Annotated in this window: 21 protein-coding genes; 16 read left to right on the top strand and 5 right to left on the bottom strand. The window is 61.7% G+C overall.

From position 1 onward, the window contains the following. From zwf to VL197_13695, 12 genes are all read left to right on the top strand, one after another. Positions 1–1,572 (top strand): glucose-6-phosphate dehydrogenase, encoded by a 1,572-nt coding sequence (zwf, locus tag VL197_13750; GenBank protein ID HUJ19041.1) that lies wholly within the window; start codon positions 1–3, stop codon positions 1,570–1,572. Further along, on the top strand, positions 1,569–2,327 hold the full coding sequence (gene pgl / locus VL197_13745; GenBank protein ID HUJ19040.1) for a 6-phosphogluconolactonase: 759 nt from the start codon (positions 1,569–1,571) through the stop codon (positions 2,325–2,327). The genes zwf and pgl overlap by 4 nt, the downstream gene beginning before the upstream one ends. A gap of 329 nt (positions 2,328–2,656) precedes the next feature. After that, positions 2,657–3,709: a radical SAM protein gene (locus tag VL197_13740; protein HUJ19039.1), complete on the top strand. Its 1,053-nt coding sequence runs from the start codon at positions 2,657–2,659 to the stop codon at positions 3,707–3,709. 66 nt (positions 3,710–3,775) lie between these two features. After that, on the top strand, positions 3,776–4,285 hold the full coding sequence (locus tag VL197_13735; protein HUJ19038.1) for a nitroreductase family protein: 510 nt from the start codon (positions 3,776–3,778) through the stop codon (positions 4,283–4,285). 243 nt (positions 4,286–4,528) lie between these two features. Next, positions 4,529–5,065 carry a peptidoglycan-associated lipoprotein Pal gene (pal, locus tag VL197_13730; GenBank protein HUJ19037.1) on the top strand — a complete coding sequence of 179 codons (537 nt, stop codon included), beginning with the start codon at positions 4,529–4,531 and terminating at the stop codon, positions 5,063–5,065. A gap of 93 nt (positions 5,066–5,158) precedes the next feature. Next, complete coding sequence (ybgF, locus tag VL197_13725; GenBank protein ID HUJ19036.1) at positions 5,159–6,007, top strand: tol-pal system protein YbgF; 849 nt, start codon at positions 5,159–5,161, stop codon at positions 6,005–6,007. A 116-nt stretch (positions 6,008–6,123) separates the two neighbouring features. Then, positions 6,124–6,804, top strand: a complete 681-nt coding sequence (locus VL197_13720; protein ID HUJ19035.1) for an ABC transporter ATP-binding protein — start codon at positions 6,124–6,126, stop codon at positions 6,802–6,804. Further along, positions 6,797–9,292: an FtsX-like permease family protein gene (locus VL197_13715; GenBank protein ID HUJ19034.1), complete on the top strand. Its 2,496-nt coding sequence runs from the start codon at positions 6,797–6,799 to the stop codon at positions 9,290–9,292. The genes VL197_13720 and VL197_13715 overlap by 8 nt, the downstream gene beginning before the upstream one ends. Positions 9,293–9,342: 50 nt before the next feature. After that, positions 9,343–10,014, top strand: a complete 672-nt coding sequence (locus tag VL197_13710; GenBank protein ID HUJ19033.1) for an arylesterase — start codon at positions 9,343–9,345, stop codon at positions 10,012–10,014. Between the two features lie 312 nt (positions 10,015–10,326). Further along, the gene (locus tag VL197_13705; protein HUJ19032.1) at positions 10,327–11,568 is read left to right on the top strand and encodes a TolC family protein; all 1,242 of its coding nucleotides are present in this window, start codon (positions 10,327–10,329) and stop codon (positions 11,566–11,568) included. A gap of 96 nt (positions 11,569–11,664) precedes the next feature. Continuing rightward, positions 11,665–12,849, top strand: a complete 1,185-nt coding sequence (locus VL197_13700) for an efflux RND transporter periplasmic adaptor subunit (GenBank protein ID HUJ19031.1) — start codon at positions 11,665–11,667, stop codon at positions 12,847–12,849. Between the two features lie 168 nt (positions 12,850–13,017). After that, on the top strand, positions 13,018–16,155 hold the full coding sequence (locus VL197_13695) for a CusA/CzcA family heavy metal efflux RND transporter (GenBank protein ID HUJ19030.1): 3,138 nt from the start codon (positions 13,018–13,020) through the stop codon (positions 16,153–16,155). A gap of 553 nt (positions 16,156–16,708) precedes the next feature. Here VL197_13695 and VL197_13690 read toward each other — a convergent pair. The 5 genes from VL197_13690 to VL197_13670 all read right to left on the bottom strand — a co-directional run bounded on the left by VL197_13690 (position 16,709) and on the right by VL197_13670 (position 20,913). Then, entirely contained in the window at positions 16,709–17,404 is a 696-nt protein-coding gene (locus tag VL197_13690) for a helix-turn-helix domain-containing protein (protein HUJ19029.1), read from the bottom strand. 38 nt (positions 17,405–17,442) lie between these two features. After that, positions 17,443–18,384, bottom strand: a complete 942-nt coding sequence (locus VL197_13685) for an AAA family ATPase (protein HUJ19028.1) — start codon at positions 18,382–18,384, stop codon at positions 17,443–17,445. Then, entirely contained in the window at positions 18,381–19,040 is a 660-nt protein-coding gene (gene scpB / locus VL197_13680; protein ID HUJ19027.1) for an SMC-Scp complex subunit ScpB, read from the bottom strand. The genes VL197_13685 and scpB overlap by 4 nt, the downstream gene beginning before the upstream one ends. Before the next feature lie 121 nt (positions 19,041–19,161). Continuing rightward, the gene (locus VL197_13675; GenBank protein HUJ19026.1) at positions 19,162–20,010 is read right to left on the bottom strand and encodes a HEAT repeat domain-containing protein; all 849 of its coding nucleotides are present in this window, start codon (positions 20,008–20,010) and stop codon (positions 19,162–19,164) included. 138 nt (positions 20,011–20,148) lie between these two features. Next, positions 20,149–20,913 (bottom strand): segregation/condensation protein A, encoded by a 765-nt coding sequence (locus tag VL197_13670; protein HUJ19025.1) that lies wholly within the window; start codon positions 20,911–20,913, stop codon positions 20,149–20,151. Between the two features lie 261 nt (positions 20,914–21,174). Between VL197_13670 and VL197_13665 the strand changes: the two genes are divergently transcribed. The 4 genes from VL197_13665 (at position 21,175) to VL197_13650 (ending at position 24,051) form a co-directional block, all read left to right on the top strand. Continuing rightward, a complete protein-coding gene (locus VL197_13665) occupies positions 21,175–22,152 on the top strand; it encodes a hypothetical protein (GenBank protein ID HUJ19024.1) in 978 nt (325 codons plus the stop codon). Positions 22,153–22,284: 132 nt separating this feature from the next. After that, a complete protein-coding gene (locus VL197_13660) occupies positions 22,285–22,767 on the top strand; it encodes a universal stress protein (GenBank protein HUJ19023.1) in 483 nt (160 codons plus the stop codon). 103 nt (positions 22,768–22,870) lie between these two features. Beyond that, positions 22,871–23,278 carry a bacteriohemerythrin gene (locus tag VL197_13655; GenBank protein ID HUJ19022.1) on the top strand — a complete coding sequence of 136 codons (408 nt, stop codon included), beginning with the start codon at positions 22,871–22,873 and terminating at the stop codon, positions 23,276–23,278. A gap of 14 nt (positions 23,279–23,292) precedes the next feature. Next, a complete protein-coding gene (locus tag VL197_13650; protein ID HUJ19021.1) occupies positions 23,293–24,051 on the top strand; it encodes an ElyC/SanA/YdcF family protein in 759 nt (252 codons plus the stop codon). Positions 24,052–24,225: the final 174 nt, after the last annotated feature.

Here is a 24,225-nt window from a genome sequence, read left to right as displayed (position 1 = left end):
ATGGGTGATCCCCTCTCTCAAGAGAACAGGGGCCGCAACGGTTCGGGCGGCCGCGTTGCGGAGTACCGCGTCATCGCACCCGAGTGCGAGATCGAGGTGACACCCCCGGCCGCGCTCATCATCTTCGGAGCGTCCGGCGACCTGGCGAAACGGAAGCTGTTCCCGTCCCTGTACCGTCTCTATAAGCACCAGATGCTGGCGGACAACTTTCTGATCCTCGGGACGAGCCGCGTCGAGTACTCGACCGGGAGCTTCCGGGCTATCGTACAGGATGCGGTCAGGGAGGCCTTTCCGGCGGACTTCGATCAAGCGGTCTGGGACGGGTTCCAGGCTCACGTTTATTACTCCACCTTTGATTACGGAGACCTCAGGTCCTATACCGCCGACCTCGTGAATATCCTTCCCGCGCTGGAGCAGAAGCATCAGACCCGGGGGAACCGTATCTTTTATCTGGCCATACCCCCCCAGGTGTTCGAAGCCGTGATCAACAATCTTGGGCGGGCCGGGCTTTCCCGCCAGGACGCGGGATGCAGTCACGTCGTAATCGAGAAGCCCTTCGGCCACGACCTCGCCTCCGCACGGAAGTTGAACCAGCTGGTACACACCTATTTCAAGGAAAGCCAGATCTTTCGCATCGACCACTACCTGGCGAAGGAAACGGTCCAGAACATCCTGATGTTCCGCTTCGCCAACGCCATCTTCGAACCGCTCTGGAACCAGCGTTACCTGGACCACATCCAGATCACGGCCGCGGAGACCCTGGGCGTCGAGCACCGCGCGGGCTATTACGAGCAGGCGGGCATCATCCGCGACATGTTCCAGAACCACATGTACCAGCTTCTGTGCCTGACGGCCATGGAGCCTCCCTCACGATTCATCGCCGAGCAGGTGCACGATGAGAAGGCCAAGGTCCTGCGCTCCCTCAGGCGCGCCCCGCGGGAACAGCTGCTCGAGCAGGTCGTGATCGGGCAGTACGGGCCCGGCAGGTTCAACGGTCGGGCGGTGCCCGGGTACCGTGAGGAGGAGGGCGTCTCCCGTGACTCCCGCACGCCGACGTTCGCCGCCATGAAGCTCTTCGTCGACAACTGGCGATGGCACGGCGTCCCTTTTTACCTTCGGTCCGGCAAGCGGCTGGCCGCACGGAAGACGGAAATATCCATCCACTTCAGGGACGTCCCCTTTTCCATGTTCCCGGATTCCGTGACGGGCCCCATCGCGGCGAACACGATCGTGCTCATGATCCAGCCCGACGAAGGCATGAGCCTCACGTTCCAGTCAAAACAGCCTGGGACCAAGGTCTGCCTGAGCCCCGTTCAGATGACCTACTCCTACCCGCGGGGAGTGCTGCTCGACGCATACGAGTGGGTGCTCCTTGACTGCATGCTCGGCGATCACATGCTGTTCATGCGCGAAGACAGCGTGGAGCTGGCATGGTCGACGCTCATGCCGCTGCTCGACGCGATCGCGTCGGACACCCGCGCCGCCATCCCGGTCTATCCCGCGGGCTCCGACGGCCCGGACGAGGCGCGCCGCATGATCGAAGGTGACGGGCGTTTCTGGAGGCCGCTGTGACCCGGGCAACACTGACCGACATCCGGGTATATCCCGACCTGGCCGCGATGAGCAGTGCGGCCGCAGAGCTTATTTTTTCGATCGCCCGTCAGGCGGTCGCCTCCCGCGGCCGTTTCGCGGCCGCCCTCTCCGGGGGCTCCACGCCGCGGCATCTCTACTCCCTGCTTGCGGCCTCACCGTACCGGGAGGCGCTGCCCTGGCAGCACATGCATGTCTTCTGGGCGGACGAACGCTGTGTTCCGCCCGACCACAACGACAGCAATTACCGGCTCGCGAACGAAACGTTCCTTTCAAAGGCGCAGATCCCTGCCGGGAATGTGCACCGGATACGGGGAGAGGCAGAGCCAGGCGATGCTGCCCGGCAATACGAGGGGGAGCTCTCAGCGTTCTTCGGACCCGCGATACCCGCCTTCGACCTGGTGCTCCTGGGAACCGGTCAGGACGGCCACACGGCCTCGCTCTTCCCCGGCTCCGCATCGCTCCGCGAGCGAACACGGCTGGCACTGCCGGTCCTCCGTGCCCGGCCGGCGCCAGGCCGCGTGACGCTCACGCTCCCTGTGCTGAACGCGGCGGAACAGGTGATCTTCCTCGTAGCCGGAGAATCCAAGGCCCGTATCGTGCACGAGGTGCTGGAAGACGGGAACCCGAAGGGCCGTCCGGCGGGCCTGGTGAGACCGTTCCGAGGGAGCCTGATCTGGATGCTCGACCGCGGGGCCGCCGAAGCGCTGACGGGCGTCGTTGTGAAAAAGGAATAAATGGCGGGTGTCCGGTCTCCATGCAGTTTGTGCTATGATTGAGATTATTCGACAGTGAAAGGAGGTGAGTCAGGATGAAAAAACCCGTGAACGCAAAGGCGCTGGAAAAAGAGGCGGCTTACTGGAGCGCACTGAAGGAACTGGCGAAAATGAATCCTGGCACGGTATGCCACAAATGAAAGGGCTGAAAGAGCTAACGTTGCTGGTCAGCAACCACACGCAGAGCGGCGGGTAAGGCAGGACTTCAGCAGGAGTCCGCAGCCGTCTTGTCTTACCCGCCGGGTAATTTATTCGCATCCCCTCATTCGTCATCATTTTTTTCTCTCATTATGGCGACCAACGGACAACCTTTTGAATTCTTCCTGCAATGGCATCTGACGGAGAAATGCAATCTCTGGTGCCGGCACTGTTACCAGGGAGAACGGAGCGCCGATGAGATGCCGCTTCCCGAAATAACCCGGGCCATCGCCGAAGCGTCGGACATGATCCGGGAATGGTCCGATACGTACGGGATCAGCTTCCGGCCCAGCATGAACATCACGGGCGGAGAACCCTTCCTCCGGCATGATCTCTTCGACGTACTGAAGGAAGCGAAGAACCGCGGCTTCGAGCTTTTCCTGCTCACGAACGGCACGCTCGTGGACCGCGCGCGAGCCGAGGCGCTCGCCGGGCTGGGCGTGGACGGCGTGCAGGTGAGCATGGAGGGGCCCGAGGACGTTCATGACGCCATCCGCGGAGCCGGAAGTTTTGCCGCGTCGGCCGCCGGCGTCGAACGGCTCGTGGACTGCGGCATCCCAGTCACGCTGAATGTGACGCTCTCCCGGCTGAACGCAGACCATATGAAAAAGCTGATCGCCTACGGTTCTCATGCAGGCGTGAGGCGGATCGGCTTTTCGCGTCTCGTGCCCTCAGGCAGGGGGAGGACGATGGTCAGCGAGATGCTCACGCGGGAGGAACTGGCCCCGCTCTATTCCTCGCTCCTTTCCCGGGAGCTGGCCGGCGTGGAGATCGTGACCGGCGATCCCGTGGCCGCGCAGCTCCGCAAAAGGGACCGCGTGAGCGGGGACGCCGGGGACACGATCGCGGGCGGATGCGCCGCGGGCCTGGCTGGCCTGACGATCCAGTCGAACGGAAACATCCTGCCCTGCAGGCGTCTGCCCCTGTCCCTCGGGAATATCCGCAGGGACTCGCTGCGCGAGGTCTGGGCCGCATCGCCCGTGCTCGAAGCGCTGCGCGACCGGAGCAGGTACCGGGGAAAATGCGGGGCCTGCCCCCGCTGGGCCCGCTGCCGGGGGTGCCGGGCGATCGCCTATGCCTGGTCCCGCTCCCGGGGCGGGGATGATTTCCTGGCCGATGACCCGCAGTGCTTCCTGGAAACCTGACGTTCTCGCCACGAAGCCGGGGTCGATATGAGGATGACGGGGTCCCGACAAGAGGAGGTGGACGACATGGATGCAATGAGCGCAATTCTTTCCCGGAGAAGCATCCGCCAGTATACGAACAAGCCGGTGGCGAGGGAGTCAGTGTACGAGGTCCTGCAGGCGGCCATGAACGCTCCCTCGGCGGGGAACGAGAGACCCTGGCATTTCATCGTCCTGACGGAACGGCGGGTCCTGGACGAGATCCCGAAGTTCCACCCCTATTCGGCCATGCTGAAGCAGGCCTCGGCCGCCATCCTGGTCTGCGCTGACCTGTCGCTGGAAAAGCAAAAGGGCTGCCTGGCGCTTGACTGCTCGGCTGCGACGGAGAATATCCTGATCGCGGCCCATGCGAAGGGGCTCGGCGCGGTCTGGTGCGGCGTTTATCCCACGGAGGACCGCATGGCGAATCTCAGGAAACTGCTCCGCCTCCCCGACGCGATCATGCCCTTCTCGCTCGTCCCGATCGGATTCCCGGCGGAAATCAGGCGCGGCGAGGACCGCTACGATGCTTCCCGGGTCCATTGGAACGAGTGGTAGCACGCCGCTGTCAACCCGTTCCGTGTCGATGACCTCCGGCGATCGTGACCGGGGAATGCTCACAAAAAGCTTGTTCTCTCCTCGTATTTTTTGCAAGGCGGGGCCATGCACGGCAATCAAAAGCCTTTCCCGTTGACAAGCGAAAACACGTGTGCTATGGTTGGATTCAAGCGCAGTGCCCCGCAGCCTTTTCTTTTTTTCACACTTCCAGACCAACATCAAAACCGCGTAAGGAGGAGCATCATGAAGACCGGAAGATCAACGTTGTTCGTCATTATCCTGCTTGTCAGCACGTTCGCTTTTTGGGGATGTCCGAAGAAGGCGGAGGTGACCGCCACGCCGGAGGCGCAGAAGGAAGTACAGCCCGCCGCGCCGGAGCAGGCAAAGCCTGCGGAACCGAAGGCGGAGGAAGCAAAGCCCAAGGCAGAGGAACGCGCCGCGGCATCGGCGAAGGGACTGGAGCCCGTGTATTTTGATTTCGACAAGTCCTTCATCCGCGAGGATGCGCGGCCCGTCATGAAGGCGAATGCCGAATGGCTCAAGGCGAACCCGAAGGTCAAGATCAAGATCGAGGGGAACTGCGATGAGCGCGGCACGATCGAGTACAACCAGGCGCTCGGCCAGCGCCGCGCCGCAGCCGCGAAGAAATATCTGACCGACATGGGCATTGCCGGGAGCCGTATCTCGCTGATCAGCTACGGAAAGGAAAAGCCGGCCTGTACGGCGAGCACCGAAGAGTGCTGGCAGAAGAACCGACGGGACGACCTCGTGGCGCAATAGGCAATGATCGGGACGGCGTGGGTCCGCAGGGAGCCACGCCGTTCTGTTTCAGGCATGTGCCGGGAGGCCGGCACGAGGAGCTATGAAGGTTCTATGAAGATCGGGCTGTCACTCATCAGCATGCTGTTCCTTGTCCTTGCCGCCTGCGCGCCACAGGCCGAACTGGTGAAGACCCGGTCGGACCTTGCGGAAATGCGCGAGGAGGTAAGGACGTCCCGGTCTCGCATCCAGGAACTCCAGAAGTCACAGCAGGAGCTTGAGAAGCGGATCGAGGCGGTCGATGCCAGCGCCAAGGGCACCAATGACGTCCAGAAGGCATTGGCCGACTACGGCGCCAAGACGGACCAGCTCGCGACGGACATCCAGCTGCTCCAGGGCAAGCTCGAGGAAAACAATTTCCGCATCGCCGACATGGGCCAGAAGGTCGATGACAGGGGCTTCAAGGTCGCCGAGCTGACGGCGCGCATCGACGAACTCGAGGCAAAACTGAAGTCGCTCGCGGCAGCCCCGGGCGTCGCCACGGGAGCGACGGCGACCGCTGAGAAGAAGGCGGGTCCCAGGGCCCTCGAGCCGTCCGAGGCCTACCGGCAGGCGTTGAACGACTACAACAGCGGGAACTTCGATCTCGCCCTTGCCGGGTTCCAGAACTACATCACCCAGTTCCCGGATACCAGCCAGGTCGACAAGGCCCAGTACTGGGTGGGCGAATGCTACTATGCCAAGAAGGACTTCGGCAGCGCCATCGACGCCTTCGCGAAAGTCATCAAGAGCCACCCGAAGAGCGACAAGGTGCCCGGCGCCAAGCTCAAGATCGGATACTCCTACCTCAACGAGAACAATGCCGCCAAGGCCCGCGAATGGCTGAACAGGGTCATCAAGGAATACCCCGGCTCGAAAGAGGCGGACCTGGCAAAAGAAAAGCTGCGGAAGATCGGGAAGTGATCCCGTCCCTCACCAGGCACCTTCCTCGCTCATCCTGTAGCCAGCGATAGACACGTCCTCGCCCTTCCTATCCGCGATCAGCCGGGCTCACCAATCAGCGAGACTGCGGAGCTCTCATGACCATCCTCGAAGCACGCGGCATCACGAAGACCTACCCCATCGGCAGCGCGACGATCACGGTGCTGAATGATGTCTCCCTTGCCGTCGCCGCCGGCGAGTTCCTCGTCGTCCAGGGCGAGAGCGGCAGCGGCAAATCGACGCTGCTCTCCATCCTCTCGGGGCTCGACAGCACCGATCGCGGCAGGGTCCTGGTCGAGGGGAGGGACATCACCAACCTCCCCGAGGACGAGCTTGCGCCGCTCAGGAACGTTTTTTTCGGATTCATCTTCCAGTCCTTCCACCTGGTCCCTTCCCTGACGACGATCGAGAACGTCATGTTTCCGGCAGAGCTCCGCGGAGACCCCCGGGCGAGGGAGAAGGCGGATACCCTCCTCGCGCGCGTCGGTCTTTTGGGGCGGGCCGCAAGTTTCCCCCACCAGCTTTCCGGCGGCGAAAAACAGCGCTGCGCCATCTGCCGGGCCCTCATAAACGATCCCCGGATCATCTTCGCTGACGAGCCCACGGGCAATCTTGATTCCCTCAACGGCAAGGCCGTGCTTGAGCTGCTCAATGAGCTCCATCGTGAACGGCGAGCCACCCTGGTGCTCGTAACGCACAGCCGGGACATCGCCGCGACCGCGGACCGGGTCGTGACCCTGCGGGACGGCAGGATCGACGCGGGGATCGTCCATGCGTAGCCGACACCTTGTCCGCCGCCAGATCACGGGAGCCCTGCACCAGTCCGTTGTATTCGTTCTCTGCGTGATCCTCTCCATAGTAACCCTGGTTTCACTGAGCGGCTTCAGCGGAAGTGTCCACGCGTCGTTCCTGAGGGACGCTCGCGCGCTCCATGCCGCGGACATCATCATCCAGGCCCACGCGCCGTTCTCGCTCCCCCTCCTGAAGGCCGTGAACAGGCTGGAGCGGCTGGGGTCGATCGAAAGCGCACGCGTCTATCGCTTCTATTCGGTGGTGCGGACGGCAAAGGGCGATGCCTCGCTCTTGGCGGACCTGAAGGTCGCGGAGCCGGGCTACCCGTTCTACGGCAGGGTCGAGCTTGCATCGGGACGATCGTTCCCTGAGGTGCTGACCCGGGGAGGTGTTGTCGTGGAGCAGGCTCTCCTTGACCGCCTCCACCTCCGTATCGGCGACCGTCTCCGGGTGGGGAGCGCCATGCTCACGGTCCGCGACGTGGTGACCGTGGAACCCGACAGGCCGGTGAACTTCTTTGCCCTCGGCCCCCGGGTCTTCGTGGCCGCCTCGGACCTTGCCTCGCTCGACCTCATCGGAAAGGGGAGCCGCGTCGATTACGATATTCTCGCCCGCGTACGGGACCGGAAGGATCTGGACCGGGTCGCGGGAGAGCTCCGAAGCGCGGCGCTCAAGGACCGGGAACGGGTCGAAACCTATCAGACCGCTGATTCCGGAGTGAAGCGGTTCTTTGACAATTTTCTCTTCTTCCTGAACTTGATCGGCATATTCACGCTGCTGCTCGCAGGCGTCGGCATCCAGAGCTCGCTGACCGCGTTCCTGAAGGATCAGGAGCGGACCATCGCCGTGATGAAAGCGCTCGGGGCGAAGAGCCGCTTCATCATCGGGCACTATTTCACGGTCGTTCTGGTGCTGGGCCTCGGCGGGACATTCCTGGGCATTGGTGCGAGCTTTCTGCTCCAGAGGGCGCTCCCCGGCCTGTTTCGGGGACTCCTCCCCGCCAATCTGGAACTGACCATTTCCTCCGGCGCGATGGCAGAGGGGCTTATGCTCGGCTTGTTCGTAGTGGCCCTTTTCACGTTCCTGCCCCTGGACCGGTTGAAGGAGGTGAAGCCGCGGTCCATCTTCGGCAAGGAGGAGCAAGGCAGCACGCAGCGCAGGCCTGCGTGGCTCACGGGCGCTGCCGGCGCCATCTTCTTTGTCGCGATGGTCCTGTGGCGGGTGCGGGAGGTGAAGACCGGCCTCTACTTCGTCTTCGGCGTGGGGATGCTCATTGTGGTCGCATTTTTATGCGCCGAGGGGGTCCTCCGGATCGTGAGGAGGCTGCCCGCGAAGAACCTTGTCCTCCGGCAGGCCATGAGGGGGCTTTTTCGCCCCCGGAACGCCACGCGGTCGATCATCGTCACCCTGACCGCCTCCCTGGCCGTGATCTTTTCCATCACGCTCGTCGAGCAGAACCTGGATGAGACCTTTGTCCGCTCCTATCCTCCTGATTCGCCCAACCTCTTCTTCATCGATATTCAGCCGGGGCAGAAGGACGCCTTTGCCCGGGAACTCGGTATCGAGACCACCTACTTCCCCGTTGTGCGGAGCACCATTCTGGAGGTGAACGGCGAGCCGATCGACGCGGAACAGGAGCGTCGGAAGCGGGGGGACAACCTTGCCCGCGAGTTCAATCTTACCTGGCGGGGCCACCTGCTGGAGGACGAACGGATCGTCTCCGGGAAGGCGCTTTTCCTGGATGACTGGCCCGGGGTCCAGGTGTCGGTCCTCGACACCGTCCTCTCCATGCGGAACATGAAGGTCGGCGACACCATCACCTTCCGCATCCAGGGAATACCGCTGGCAGCCAGGATATCGAGCATCCGGACGAGGACAAGAACCTCGCTGCAGCCGTTCTTCTACTTCGTCTTCCCGGAGCAGGCGCTGAAGGACGCGCCCCAGACATTCTTCACCGCCGTTCGCGTTGACCGGGACCGGATCGCCCCGCTCCAGAACCGCATCGTGGCCCGCTTCCCGAACGTGACCGTCATCGACGTGACCGAAACGGTCGCCGTCTTTGCCCGGGTCATGGACCGGCTTTCTTCCATCGTCCGCTTCTTCACCTTCTTCAGCGTCGTCGCCGGCGTCCTCATCATCATCAGCTCGGTCTTCGCCACCCGTTACGCGCGGATCCAGGAGGCGGTCTTTTTCACGATCCTCGGCGCGCGGGGACGCTTCGTCCTTGCGGTGTTTTCCCTGGAGGGTCTCATGCTCGGCTTGATCAGCGGTGTCATCGCGCTTGTCCTCGCCCAGTCGGTGGGCTGGATCGTGTGCAAGTACTCCCTCGACGTGGCCTACAAACCCTCGAGCGCCGCGAGCGTGCTCATGGTCCTGTCGACGATGCTCCTCGTCGTCGTGGTCAGCCTCGGAGCGTCGATCCCGATACTCCGGCAAAAACCTGCCGCCTTCCTGAGGGAGCAGGCGGAGGAGTGAAGAGAGTTTCTGCGATCACACGTCCCTTGTTCCATCGAAGAAGGGGATCTATGAACGTTATAAGGATGGCTTTCGGGGGGATCGTTATTTCCCTGCTGTGTGTTCTCTCCGGATGCGAACAACAGCATGCGGCAACGCCGCGGGTACAGCAACAACCCGTCTATGAGGGGACCATTGTTGCCGTTGGTGACAGCCTCACGGCGGGAAAGGGCGTCAACGAGGAGGATGCCTATCCCGCGCAGCTGGAGAGCAAGCTCGGGAAGGCGGGGTACCACTGGCGGGTCGTCAACGCAGGGATCAGCGGTGAGACGAGCAGCGGCACCCTCTCCCGCGTCGCCTGGGTGCTGAAGCTCAAACCGGACATCGTCATCCTGGAAACCGGACCGAACGACGGCCTCAGGGGGATCGACCCCGGCATGACGCAAAGGAATGTCGACGAGACGGTGCGCATTCTGCAGGAGAACGGGGTCACGGTCGTGCTGGCGGGAATGAAAATGGTCTCCAACCTGGGCCGCGAATTCACCCGGGCATTTTCAGCCATGTATCCCGCGGTGGCAAGGAAGCGCAACCTCATTCTGGTCCCCTTCCTGCTCGAGGGCGTGGCGGGCGACCCGTCGCTCAACCAGGCCGATGGCATCCACCCCACGGCGGAAGGATACCGGATCGTCGCAGAGACGGTCTATCCCTATGTCCGCCGGGCGATCGAGAACAGAAAAAAATGAAAGACGATAACGAATGCTCAAAGGCGGCCGGGGATGCCGCAGGGAAGACAGGACAGCGTGTTTTACGCTGGGACCTCCTTGAGCATGATAGTGAAAGAGAAGACGGAAGCCCAACTGATTCTCACCTCTCACAGGCAGCGTCTCGTAAAATTTCATCCGTCACGACTGTATCAAATACTACATCTGATAGAGCAGAGGCTTCACTCATGCTCAGGCCCACTGTGCATATGGAGCAACGTACTGATTTACCATAATAAACCGAGTGGCACCTATTGGTCTGAACATTGCATAAACACCGCAGGGAGGCTTGCGATGCGAATCAAGATGCTCATGGCGTTCTGTACGATCGTTCTGGTTCCTCTTCTGGCCTTGGCCGACGAAGCGGTCGTATCGCTCAAGGACCTGGAACGGGAGGCGCTCGCCCGCAATCCCGGCATCGGGATGGCAGAAAAGAAGGCCGAGGCGGCGGGGGAGCGGAAAGGGGCCGCGTCCGGCATGCCGGACCCCGTGATCGGCTACGCGCTCCAGAATGTGGGCGCGCTCGGGACATCCACCATCGGCAAGGATCCGATGAGCATGCAGGGCGTGGTCGTGTCCCAGGAGATCCCCTTCCCGGGCAAGCTCTCTACGAAGGGGAAAGCGGCGCAGAAGCAGGCGGAGCAGGCGGAGGAGACGGCCCGCGAAACGCAGCTCAAGGTCCTGAGCGACCTGCGCAAGTCCTACTATGAATACTACCTCGCTTTCAAGTCCATCGAGATCCTGGAGCAGACGAAGGACCTGATGAAGAACCTGGAGAGGATCGCCGAGACGCGGTACGCCACGGGCCAGGGAAGCCAGCAGGACGTGCTGCGTGCACAACTGGAAGTTTCCATGCTGCTCGACCGGATCGCGGAGCAGGAGCAGAACAAGGACGTCCGGGCGGCGGAGATCAACAGGCTCGTTGGCCGCGACCCTCTGGCGCCCCTGGGCAGGCCCGCCGACGTCTTCCCCACGACCCTTGCCATGACGCAGGAGGAGATGAGCAGCATGGCCATCGCCCACTCGCCGGTCCTGGCTGCGCAGCAGCGGATGGTGGAGCAGAGCGAGTTCGAGGTATCCATGAGCAAGCAGGAATACCTGCCGGACATGGCCGTTTCGGTCGGGTGGTTCGCGAGGGACGGACTGCAGGACGTATGGCAGGCGAGCGTGATGCTCAAGGTGCCCCTGTACTTCTGGAACAAGGCTGCCGGCGTGCGTGCGGCCCGGGCGGACGCGAACGCTTCTCGGCATTCGCTGGAAGCGGAAAAGCTGGGGGTCCTGGCGCGGGTGCGGGAGCTCTATTCCATGGCAAAGACCGCGGAGCACCACCTCCATTTGTACGAGGCCGGCATCATCCCCCAGGCCCGGCTTTCGCTCCAGTCGGCCACGTCCAACTACCAGGTGGGCAAAACCGACTTTGTGTCCCTCCTGGACAGTGAGAACGTCCTGTTCAAGTACCAGCTCATGGAGCAGGAGGAACTGGTAAACCTGAACAAGTCCCTCGCCATGATCGGAGAGCTTACGGGCAGTGAGTGACGAGTCCGAAGCGGGGAGTTCGGAGTAAGGGGCTCGAAAATCCGCAGGGCGTCAGGCGTGAGGCGATACCTGATCAGGCCGTGGAGAAAAAATCAGATGAAGAAATCCGACGCAATTCCACAATATCTAATTTTCAATGTTCAATTTGCCTTCGCCGCGCTCCTTCTTGTTTCTTTGTGCGGCGGTGTCTCTGCCCAGGAGCAGAGCGGTCCTGCGAGCCAGGGAGTGCCGAAGACGGAGCCCAAGGCACCTGCAGCGGCAACGAAGCAGCAGGAGACGGCTCCCACAATAACCATATCGCCGGACAAGGTCCAGCTGATCGGCATCCGGACCGCGGTGGCCTCTTTTCGCTCCCTGGGCAGGGCCATCCGCACGGTAGGCAAGGTAGAGCCGGACGAACGGAAGCTCGCCTACGTCAACACCAAGGTCGGCGGCTGGGTCAAGAAGCTGTACGTGAACTTCACCGGGGAGCACGTGATGAAGGGCCAGCCGCTCCTCTCGCTCTACAGCCCGGACCTCGTGACAGCCCAGGAGGAGTATCTGCTCGCGCTCCGGCAGATCAGGTCCGGCCAGACGCGTTCCTCGGGATTAGCCGAGATCGATTCGTCGCGCGCGGCGCTGCTCGAGTCCGCGCGGCGCAGGCTGCTTCTCTGGGACATTACTCCGCAACAGATCGAGGTGTTGGAGGCCTCGGACAAGCCGATGACGGACATGACCATCGAGGCGCCCCTGAGCGGGGTCGTGCTCGAGAAGATGGTGCTCGAAGGGGCATACATCTCCCCGGGCATGAACCTCTACCGGATCGCCGACCTCTCGGAGGTCTGGATCCTGGCCGACGTGTACGAGTACGAGGTTCCCCAGATAAAGGTCGGCCAGGCCGCGCTCGTAACGATCCCCTACACGGCGGGCGGGCCGCTCAGGGCAGCGGTGAACTACATCAACCCGGTGCTCGATCCCGCGACGCGGACCGTGAAGGTCCGGGTGTCCGTCGCAAACCCCGGGCTGATGCTCAAGCCCGAGATGTTCGCCAACGTCGAGATCCAGACCGGCTCCGGGTCCCGGCTTACCATCCCCCGCGAGGCGGTCCTGAACTCCGGCACGCGCCAGATCGTGTACGTGGAGAAGAAGCCCGGGACCTACGAGATGCGCGAGGTGGCGCTCGGTCAGCAGGGCGAGGATCTCGTCGAGGTGTTGAAGGGAATCCAGAAAGGGGAGCGCGTGGTCACGTCGGGAAACTTCCTGATCGATTCCGAAAGCCAGCTCCGGAGCGGGGGGCAGTGAGGCCGACGCGGAGACAATGAGGCGACGGGGTGACGGGGGGCCGAAAACGAGTCCCAGCCTCCCGCCGTCATCCTCAGCTCGACCGATGATTCCTTTTGTGTTGATTCCTTTGCGGCCTTGCGCGAGAAAAGGATTTTAGGATTTTATCATTCTCTTTCGGAGTAGCAGATGTTAGCCAAGATAATAGAGCTGTCGGCACGCAATAAGTTCCTGGTCTTCCTGGCCGTGGCCTTCCTGACCGTCTGGGGCATCTGGGCGCTGTACCACACGCCCCTGGACGCGATCCCGGACCTGTCCGACGCGCAGGTAATCATCTTCACCGAATGGACCGGCAGGAGCCCCGACCTGGTGGAGGACCAGATCACCTATCCCATCGTATCGACGATGCTGGCGGCGCCCAAGGTGCGCGTGGTACGCGGCAAATCCTTCCTCGGCCTTTCCTTTGTCTACGTCATCTTCGAGGACGGCACTGACATCTATTGGGCCCGGAGCCGCGTCCTGGAATACCTCCAGGGCGTGGGCGGAAAACTGCCCGCAGGCGTTACCCCGACGCTGGGGCCCGATGCAACGGGCGTGGGATGGGGGTTCCAGTACGCCATCACCGACGAGACCGGCAAGCACGACCTTGCCGAGCTCCGCTCGCTCCAGGACTGGACGCTCAAGTACGCCGTGGAATCCGTGCCCGGCGTGTCGCAGGTGGCGAGCGTGGGCGGGTTCGTCAAGCAGTACCAGATCACCATCGACCCGAACCGGCTGCTGGCCTACCGGCTGCCGCTCATGAAGGTGACCGAGGCGGTGCGCAGGAGCAACAGCGACGTCGAAGGCCGCGTCGTGGAGTGGTCCGGCAGGGAATACATGGTGCGCGGCCGCGGCTACATCCATGATAAGTCGGACATCGAGAAGATAGCCGTGGGCAGCGACAAGGGCACCCCCATCCTGCTCAGGGACATCGCCACGGTCCAGCTGGGGCCCGAGATCAGGCGCGGCGCGGCCGATCTCGACGGCAAGGGCGAGGCCGTGGGCGGCATCGTGGTGATCCGCTTCGGCGAAAACGTGCTTTCCGTCATCGACCGGGTCAAGGCCAGGATCAAGGACATCGAACCTACGCTGCCCGAGGGCGTCAAGATCATCACGACCTACGACCGCTCGGAGCTGATCCACCGGTCCGTGGATACGCTGAAGGAGGAGATCCTCAAGCTCGGCCTCGCCGTGAGCGCTGTCTGCGTCGTGTTCCTGTTCCATCTGCCGAGCGCCCTCGTCGTGATACTGACCCTGCCGATCGCGATCCTCATTTCGTTCATCTGCATGTATTATCTCGGCATCAGTTCGAACATCATGAGCCTCTCGGGCATCGCCATCGCCATCGGCGCCATGGTGGACGCCTCGATCATCATGGTCGAGAACGCCCACAAGAAGCTGGAGGAGTGGGAGGTCGGGGGCAGGCTGCACGGCTCGCGCATTGATGTGATCATCAACGCCGCCAAGGAGGTGGGCCCCTCGCTCTTCTTCTCGCTCCTGGTAATCACCGTCGGCTTCCTGCCCGTCTTCACGCTGGAGGAGCAGGCCGGGCGGCTGTTCAAGCCGCTGGCATACACGAAGACGTTCTCGATGCTGTTCGCGAGCTTCCTGGCCATCACGCTCACGCCCGTGCTCATGACGCTCTTCATCAAGGGGAAGATCAGGCACGAGGACGACAATCCCGTCAGCCGCTTCCTGATAAGGATCTACCATCCCGTTGCGGAGTTCTCGCTCCGCTTCCGGAAGAGCGTCATCATCGGCGCCGTCGTGATCGTGGCCGTCACCGCCATCCCCTTCGCGCGGCTCGGGTCCGAGTTCATGCCTCCGTTGTACGAGGGCACGCTCCTGTTCATGCCCACGTCGGTGCCCGGCGCCTCCATCACGACCATGTCCGACGTGATGCAGGCCCAGGACCGCATCATGAAGCAGTTCCCCGAGGTGGAGCGGGTCTTCGGCAAGGCAGGCAGGGCGGAAACGCCCACGGACCCCGCACCGCTCGAAATGGTCGAGACGAACGTGACACTCAGGCCGGTGAGCGAGTGGCGGCCGCAGTTCCGGAAGTGGGAGGACCTTCGCGACGAGATGGACAACGCCCTTGCCATGCCCGGCGTCGGCAACAACTGGACCATGCCGATCATCGGCAGGATCGACATGCTCTCCACGGGCATTCGAACGCCGCTGGGACTCAAGGTGTTCGGCCCGCGTCTCGATGAGATCGAGCGCATCGGCCTCGACCTGGAGAGGACCCTGCGCGTCGTTCCCGGGACCCGGGCCGTCTACGCCGAGCGCGCGAACACCGGCTACTTCCTGGATTTCACGATCAACCGCGACGAGATCGGCAGGTACGGCCTGCGCGTGGAGGACGTGCAGGAGGTTATCGAGTCCGCAATCGGCGGAATGAACCTGACGACCACCGTGGAGGGCAGGGAGCGCTATCCCGTGAACATCCGGTACGGGCGAGAGCTGCGCGACGACGTGGAGAAACTCAAGCGGGTGCTCGTGCCCGCCATGGAGGGAGCGCAGGTGCCGCTCGGCCAGCTGGCGGACATCCGCGTGACGCGCGGCCCCGGGCTCGTGCAAAGCGAGGGAGGACGGCTGACGGCGAGCGTGACGCTCAACATCGAGGGCGGCGATTTTGGGGGGTACGTGCACCGTGCGCAGGAGTCGATCGCGAGAAATGTGAAGGTCCCCGCGGGATATTCGATCCTCTGGTCCGGGCAGTACGAGTACATGGAGAACGTGAAGGCCAAGCTCTTCTATGTCATCCCTCTCACACTGCTCATCATCATCGTGCTCATCTATCTCAACACGGAGTCCTGGCTCAAGACGGCCATCGTGCTGCTTGCCGTACCGTTCTCGCTCGTGGGCACGGTCTGGCTCCTCTACCTCCTGGGCTACCACATGAGCACGGCCGTCTGGGTCGGCGTGATCGCGCTGGCCGGGCTCGACGCCGAGACGGGAATCGTGATGCTCCTGTACCTCGACCTCTCGTACAACCGCTGGCACCAGGAGGGCCGGATCAATTCGCTCCGCGACATCGAGGCTTCCGTCATGGAAGGCGCGGTCAAGCGGATCAGGCCCAAGATCATGACCGTGTCGGTGATCCTGGCAGGACTCGTCCCGATCCTGTTCTCGACGGGGACGGGCGCGGACGTGATGAAGCGCATTGCCGCGCCCATGGTCGGCGGCGTGGTCACGTCCACGATCCTCGAGCTGGTCATCTACCCGGCGATCTATGTGATCTGGAAGGAGCGGGGACTGAGGAGAGAGGGCGCTGAGAAGGTATAAATAAGAATTGGGGGAAGCAGACGTAAAACGAGGCAGGATCAAGTCCTGCCCCGTTGTTGGTGCGAACGTGATGCCTACTGGTGCCCGCTCGTACTGATGCCCTGTGCGTAGATATCCACCGATGTGCCGCTGCGTTCGTCCTCCCAGACGACAATGGCTCCGCCCGAGCTGTCCGCAACGATTTTCGGATACATCTGGTGAAGGTCGGCTGTTGATACCGGGGAATCACGTCAGTCCTTTCAAACGGAACTACGACAACCTGAACAACCTGAACAACGGCATCTCTCAAGGCCTGAAGATTTTTGCGCGACGCATGAATGAGCGGGAAACGCGGTCTGGACCGAAAGGGTAAAAGCCATCTCTGTATCAGAATCCCGATACTGTGCTTGTAATCGATCAACGGAAGAGGCGATCAGATAGTAAACTTACAACTAGCATAATGCAACCGATCGCAAAGGTGACAAGGGGGGGTATTTTCAGGGTTTGGAAGGGTTCTGAGGGGGAGCGTGCTGTTCTGGCCACGGGGAGCGCAGCAGCGCTGCCTCAGCCTATTTTACTTCTTTTTCATGCTTTCCATCGCCGCGTCATACCGCTTCAGATAATCCCCGACGACGCGGTCCGGCTCGTATCCGAGAGCCCGGGCATAGGCCATGAGAAAACCGCGGAGATAGGGGCGGACCGGCAGTTTGTCATATATTTCTTCTTCGATCAGTTCCAGGTAGCGGGTGCCCACTTTCGTCATTTCCGCGATGCTCCGCACCGACAGGCCGCGCTGTTCGCGAAGAAGCCTCATGGCCGGCCCCGTGAACTCCGCATTGAAGGGGGGCGGCGGCTGCAGGGAGGCCTGGAGAACAGGCTCTGCCGTTTCCCCGGAAGGTTTCGTCGGCGCCTCCTCGGTCTTCCTGGTCCGGCCATCGAGCCGATCTATGAAATCGGACGGCGTCGTTACTGCCCGGTGCCGAGGGGTGGATGGCATCGGCAGGCCTTCCTCGGACTCCTGCTGGATCCCCCGCAGCATGTCATCGTACCGCTTGCGCTGGGATTCGTACGTCAGCGTCCGGTAGGCTTCCTCGATCCGCTGATTGATGGCCGCGGTCTCCTCGGGAGTGAAGAGCGAGTACAGCGCGATGGAGTTGGGCTCGTAGATCCGGCGGATGCGCTCGTACGCCTTGTGGACCTCCTGGGATGTCGCCGTGGGGCTGACTTCCAGCAGTTCGTAATAGTTCAGGTCTTCGATCTTTTTGACCATGATCATTCTCTCAGCTTGCCGGCGATCCGGCACGTCTGCTACAGCGAATTCAGCGCGAGCTGCTCTTTCCTGAGCACGTTGTGGACGATCCGTTCGATGCAGCGCGAGGGCCGCGAATAGGGGTATTCGACGGTGAGCGGCCGTTTGCCCCTGATCGACTGCCAGACGCAGTCATCATATTCCACGTACCCCAGGTATTCCAGGTTGATGCCGAAGTATTTCTGGCAGGCGCTCTTCATCGAAAACCCGATCTGGATGTCATTCTTCGTCCGAACCTGGTTCACGATGAGCTTGGGCTTGAATTTCATCACCTCGAGCTCGAGGATCTCGCCCACTTCCTGCTCCATCTTCTTCACCTGCTCGATGAGGTCATAGGGGGTCCGGATGCCCATGACGTTCTTCTGGTCCATGGCCGCGTCGATGAGGTCCTTGATGTTCTGGTTCGCCACGACCTTTTTGAAGCGGCGGTAGAAGGCGCTCTTGATGAACCGGTAGGCGTTCTCGATGGCCGTCGGTTCGGGAAGCACGACCAGGATCCCGTGGTCCGAGAAGAGGAAGAAGTCGAGGATGTTGAATGACGTGCCGGCGCCGAGGTCCAGGAGGATGTAGTCCGCATCGAGCGTTTCGAGGTGCCGGAGCAGGCGCGTCTTCTGCGCGAAGTTGGGGTTGGCTGCGTCGAGGAAGTCCTGGGCTCCGCTGATCAGGCCCAGGTTCGGAATGCTCGTTTGGATGACGATGTCCTTGATGTTCTCGACCCGGCGGTTCAGGAAGTCCGACAGGGTCATTTCCGGGACGCCGATGCCGAGCGTTGTGTGCAGGTTGGCGCCGCCAAGGTCGGCGTCCACGAGCAGGACCTTCTTCTTCAGGCGAGCGAGGGTTATGCCGATGTTGCCGGTGATCAGGCTCTTGCCGATCCCGCCCTTGCCGCCGCCAATGGCCCAGATCTCTTTTTTGCGAAGGGCATCCTGGAGTTCTATCATTTCGTGACGTTCTCCCCGGCCTCGATCGACGCCTCCGGCCCCGGATCACGGGCCCCGGCTGCCGCCTCGTCGTCCTGTTCGCCGCTCTCCTGCTCCCCGGCGGGGACCTCTTCCATCACGTCTTCCCCGGCCTCGAGCTCCTGAAATTCCTTCAGTGTCGGGAGCGAGGAGAGGTCCTTCAGCCCGAAGTATTGCAGGAACTCCTGTGAGGTTCCGTACATCATCGGCTTGCCCGGCACGTCCTTTTTCCCGACGATCTTGACCAGACGGCGCTCCATCAGGTTCCGCATGATGCCGCCGATATTGACGCCGCGGACCGCCTCGATCTCGGTGCGGGTGATCGGCTGCCTGTAGGCCACGATCGCCAGCGTCTCGAGCGCCGGCTTCGAGAGCTTGGCCGAGACCTTGACGGCCTTGAACTTCCGGATCCAGGAGGCCTGTTCCGGCCTCGTGGCCAGTTGGTAACCGCCGGCCACTTCAACAAGCATGATACCCGCCCCCCGGTCCTCGTACTCCTGCCTCAGCGCGCTGAGCTGCGCCTCGATCTGCTCCGGCGCCGGGCCTTCTAAGACGCCCGTGAGCTTTTCCAGGGAGAGGGGATTCCCTGCCACGAAGAGCAAGGCCTCGATCACCGATTTCAGTTGCAGATCTTCCAAAGCAAAACCTCATCATACACGATTTTGTAACCACGGATAAACACGGGCGCGCTGTCGCGCGCACACAGATGCAAGCACGAGGAATGAAACCGTGTGAGCGAAGCTCCCGTGGTTCCTGCTGCTACATCGCCGATGGATCGCCGAGCCTGCCCAGCGCCACCTTGGCGTTCATCTTCACATCGAGGTCGGTCGACGATTCCATGATCTTCCTGATCTTGGGCATCGCGTCCCTGACCGTGTCGGGGTTCGAACTCCCGATGTTGCCGAGCGCTGCGATGGCGTTCTTGACCGCGTTCGGGTGGCCGCTGTCCAGGTACTGCATGAGTTTCGGTATCAGGCCCGCCACTTCCGACGGATAGTGGAGCCCGATGGCGCCAAGGGCGAAGAGCACGCCGCCGCAGGTGGCCTCCTTCGAGAATTCGAGGACCTCCACGAGCTTGGGCAGGATGCCGCGGATCAGTTCCGGCGCGTTGATGCCGACCTTGCCCAAGGCATGGGCTGCCGCCTCACGTTCGTCATCGTCGCCCTGCTCCAGCATCTGGATCATGCGCGGCACGGCGTCCCTCACGAGGTCCGTGTGGGCAAAGCCGATGTTCCCGATGGCGTAAGCCGCCTCCTGCCGCACGAGGCTCTGGTCGTGTCCCAGCAGCGCTTTCAGCTTCGGAGCGGCCTGCTCAGCCGAGTCCTTGAAGCTGAAGCCGAGATTGCCGACGGCGTTCGCCGCGTCGATCTTGACGAACATGTCCGGGTCATCGAGGAGCGCGATGAGCGCCGGCAGGTGCGGCCGCGTGTCCTGGGGGTAATCGAACCCGACCCGCGAGAGGAGGTTCAGCACGCCGGAGCGCACATCTCCGTCCTTTTCCGCGAGCAGCCCCGCGAGGTCGCCGATGAGCGAGCGGTCCGCGTAGACCGCGGTCTCGATCTCGCCGAACTTCTTCGCAAATGCCAGTGCCTTGATGTCGGGTCTCATGGGTTCCTTCTTGAACCACGGATAAGCAAAGGTACGTTACCATTCTTGGGTGACGGATAATCTCGGGCAAAGCCGGATCGCGCGAATGAAATCCGGTTCTCCCTGTAAATCTGTGTCCGGAAAGGTTTCTGCCTTTTCCTACCCGAACAGGTTCCCCGTGGCGGTGTCGCGGTCCCGGGTCTGGCTGTCCATTACGGCCTTCATGATCCGGATCGCGCCGAACTGCTCGACCTGGAAGACCTTCGCTGCCCGGGTCTTGATCAGTTCGAGGAGCGCCAGGAACGTCCCGATGACCTGCAGGCGGGAGGTGCTTCCCTCGAAGAGGTCGGCGAAGAGAACGCTGTCCACGGTCTCGAGCCGGGCCAGGATCTGCGATATCTTTTCGGTGATCGAGACCGTCTCCGCCGTGACCTCGAACTGGGCGTCCGGCACCCGGGCCATCACGTCCTTGAGCGCCGAGAGCAGGTCGAAGAGGTGAAAGTCGAAGAGCAGGGGCTCATCGTCAGCGGGGACGTCCGGCGCAGTCTCGGCCTGCCTCGTGTAGACCTGCGACCAGGTCTCTTCCTTGCCGCCAAGCGAGCCGGCTGCTTCCTTGAAGCTCTTGTATTCGAGCAGCCTGCGGATGAGCTCGGCCCGGGGGTCGACGCCTTCCTCGTCGGCATCGGGATTCTCGGGCGGAGGCAGCAGCATCCGGGACTTGATATGGGTCAGCGTCGATGCCATCACGAGAAACTCGCCGGCAATCTCCATATCCAGGCTCTTCATGAGTTCGAGGTATTCAAGGTACTGCTGGGTGATGAGGGCGATGGGGATGGAATAGATATCGAGCTCGTGTTTTTTGATGAGGTGGAGCAGAAGGTCCATGGGACCTTCAAAAATCTCGAGTTTGATCTGGTACGACATGGGTGACTGCGCCCCTTCGGAGAACGGCGAATTAACCACCGATGAACACGGCAAAGAAAAAACGATACATCATCACCACGGGTGGATCAGGCAGTCGTGGATATGAATTAGATCAGTGTTTATCCGTGTGCTTGGTTCTCATGGAAATTAGCGTTATTTGCCCGAAAAGTCAAGAGAAAACGTGATCCGCGCACCTGAACCGGATAGCCTCGCGGCGTGGTCGAAACTGCTATAATGGTGGTACCGGGAGGATACCTGTCAATGCCCGTCCCCCGCGACGGCTACACCGAAAAGGAACTGCTCCGCATGATCCGGAAATGGCTTTCCCGCGACCGGGTGCCCCGACGCGTCCAAATCAAGGACACGTCCGACTTTTTCCGGGTCGATTACGACGACGTGGTCGTTCTCGACAGCGTTCCCTATCTCATCAGGAACAACGAGCGCGAGGGCAGGTTCGGGATCGATGACGAGCAGAAGTTCTGGGTCAAGCGCGCATGTGATCTTTTGACCGGCGAGGTCAAGATCCTGAAGTGGGTGTTCAAGGAGCGGTTCAATGCCCGGATCGGCCATCTCGTGTTCGAGTGCGTGCGCAGCCCGCAGAAGGAGGCCAGGATACTCGAACTGGTCCGCGGCAGGCCGGACTTCATGCAGGGCAAGACGGTCCTGGATTCATCGGGGAACCAGCTCCGCATCCTTGATTATATCAAGGGGAAGACACTTGGTCAGCTCGCGCTTGAGCTGGGCAAGGACCACGAGGGCTACTTCCACGAGCATTACCCGGCGCTGCTCGACGAGTTTATCGGTGTCGTCAAGGCGATCCGCTTCCTGCACGAGAACGGAGAAAAGCACGGCGACATCCGGCGGGACCATATCATCAAGGATTCAGAGACCGGGCAATACCGGTGGATCGATTTCGATTTCAATTACCGTCACGGCGAAAGCCGCTTCGGGTTCGATCTGTTCGGGCTCGGCAACGTCCTGCTGTTCCTGACCGGCCGCGGCGACATCACCACGCATCGCCTGCTGCAGGAGCGCCCCGACCTGCTGGACCGGCTGACGGAAGATGACGTCAACATTGTGTTTCACAACCGGGTGAACAACCTCAGGAAGATCATGCCTTACATCCCGGAAAAACTGAACCGCGTTCTGATGCATTTCTCGCTGGGTGCGTCGGTATATTATGAGGAGACCCGGGAGCTGCTGGAAGACCTGGGCGAGGCGCGGGAACATATCGGGTAGCGCGGAGAAGTCAGGGGGGATGGCAGGGAGGAACAACGGGGCTTGACCTGCAGCGTCCGGATCGACCGGATCATGCCGCTCCTTCCTCTCACCTCCCTGAGAGACAATCGGATTTCAGGAAAGGAGCCATCCATGAATATGACAGAATCGCCGATGCCCGGGCCCAGAGACAAGCATTTTCTTATTGCCGTCGATGAGTCCGAGAGCTCACGCCGGGCGGTGCTGTACGTTGCAGACATCATCGGCGGATTTCCGGGGTTCACGGTCACGCTCCTCCGGATCATTCCCGAGCCGGAAGAGGATTTTTTCAGCAGCGAGGCGGAGCTGAACGCCTGGGTCAGGGAACAGATCGACGCCGCCAACACCATGCTCCGGAACTACCGGGAGGTCCTGATCCAGTCAGGCTTTCCCGAGGAGAAGGTCCGCTTCCGCGCCTGCCTCGGTGAATCGAAATCACTGGCCGAGGCCATTCTCGATATACGTTGCGATATGACCTGCTGCACCGTGGTCGTCGGGAGGCACCACAAATCGAAAACCGAGGAGTTCCTGTTCGGGAGCACGTCGAGCAAGCTCGTCCACGAAGCCAAAAATTGCGCTGTGTGGGTCGTGGAATGATTATAATTTAGATTCCCTTTTTCATGAATTTGTGCTATTATGCAACATTATGTCCATCGGACACTCGCGGCACCTGACGAATTCATGAAAGGAGATCGACACCATGTCTTTGCAGTGGACCAACAGCCTCGCAACAGGATCGGCCGAGATTGACGGCCAGCACCAGGAGCTGTTCACGAGGGTGAACAGCCTGCTCAGCGCCTTTGAAAAGGGGACCGTGGCGCGCGAGGAGGTGAGCAGGATCGTTCAGTTCCTGACCGAGTACGTGGTATTTCATTTCGGGACGGAAGAGAAGCACATGGATAAATACGGCTATTCGAGCGCCACGCAGCACAAGGCGCAGCATGCGCAGTTCGTGAAGTCCTTCCTGAAGCTGAAGGACCGGATGCTGATGGAGGGCATCAACCCGAAGCTGACCGATGACACCAAGCAGCTTGTCGTGGACTGGCTGCTCAACCATATCACCTATTCCGACCGCGCGCTCGGCATGTACCTCAAGATGAAGATGTAAGAAGGGCAAGTGACATGCTGTTTACCGCGCAGAAGCTCATCTGGTTCCTCCTGATCCCTCCCGCAAGCCCGATGCTCCTGATGCTTGCAGGCATGCTCCTGACCACGAAGCGGAAGCTCCTTGGCCGGGCCCTGATCCTGTGCGGTTTTGTTGCGCTCTATCTTGTGAGCCTCGGCCTGACGGCCGATGGTATCCTGAAACCGCTCGAAGGACGATATCCCCCCCTGCGTCAGGGCCGGGTGAATGCCGATGCCGTGGTCGTTCCCGGCGGCGGGTCGGTGGACCGGGGCTGGATGAATGCGGAGCCCGTGCCGAACGCGGAGACGCTGTCGCGGCTCGTGCTCGGCGTCGAGCTTGCCAAACGGTTCAAGCTGCCGCTGGTGCTTTGCGGCGGGAACGGCGAGCCCTTTGCCACGACCGTGAGGGACGCAGACGTCATGGCGCGGGCGGTCTCCTCCATGGGCATGCCACCGCAGCAGGTGATCGTCGAGAACGATTCACGAAATACCCTCGAGAATTCCCATGCCGTCCGTAAGCTCGTCAAGGGCGATCGCATTATCCTTGTCACGTCCGCCTATCACCTGCCGCGCGCCGTGGCGATGTTTGAGAAGCGGGGGTTCACGGTCATCCCCGCGCCCGCCTACTATCTCGCCCAGAAACGGCTCCTCTCAGCAGCTTCCTTCATTCCGAAGGCCGTGGAACTCGGTCATTCCTCCGTGGGGATCGCGGAGTGGATCAGCTTGGCGTGGTGGCGGGTGCGGGGTGAGTACTGATCCGCCTGCTCCCGGCAGTTGTCGTTGTCCGCACGGTACGGCAATAGGCGCTGGCGGCTCGCCGGGAAGCACGAGCCGGGTCGCTTCGGATGAAAAGAGACCAAACCGATCTTCTTCGTACCAGTTTCTTCTTCCGGCAGGGCAAGAAGAACTGCGATTGACGCGGGATTTGCT

The organism is Nitrospirota bacterium, assembly GCA_035516965.1.
In the GTDB taxonomy this organism is placed as follows: Bacteria; Nitrospirota; UBA9217; order UBA9217; family UBA9217; genus MHEA01.
This window is presented reverse-complemented; position numbering and strand designations above follow the sequence as displayed.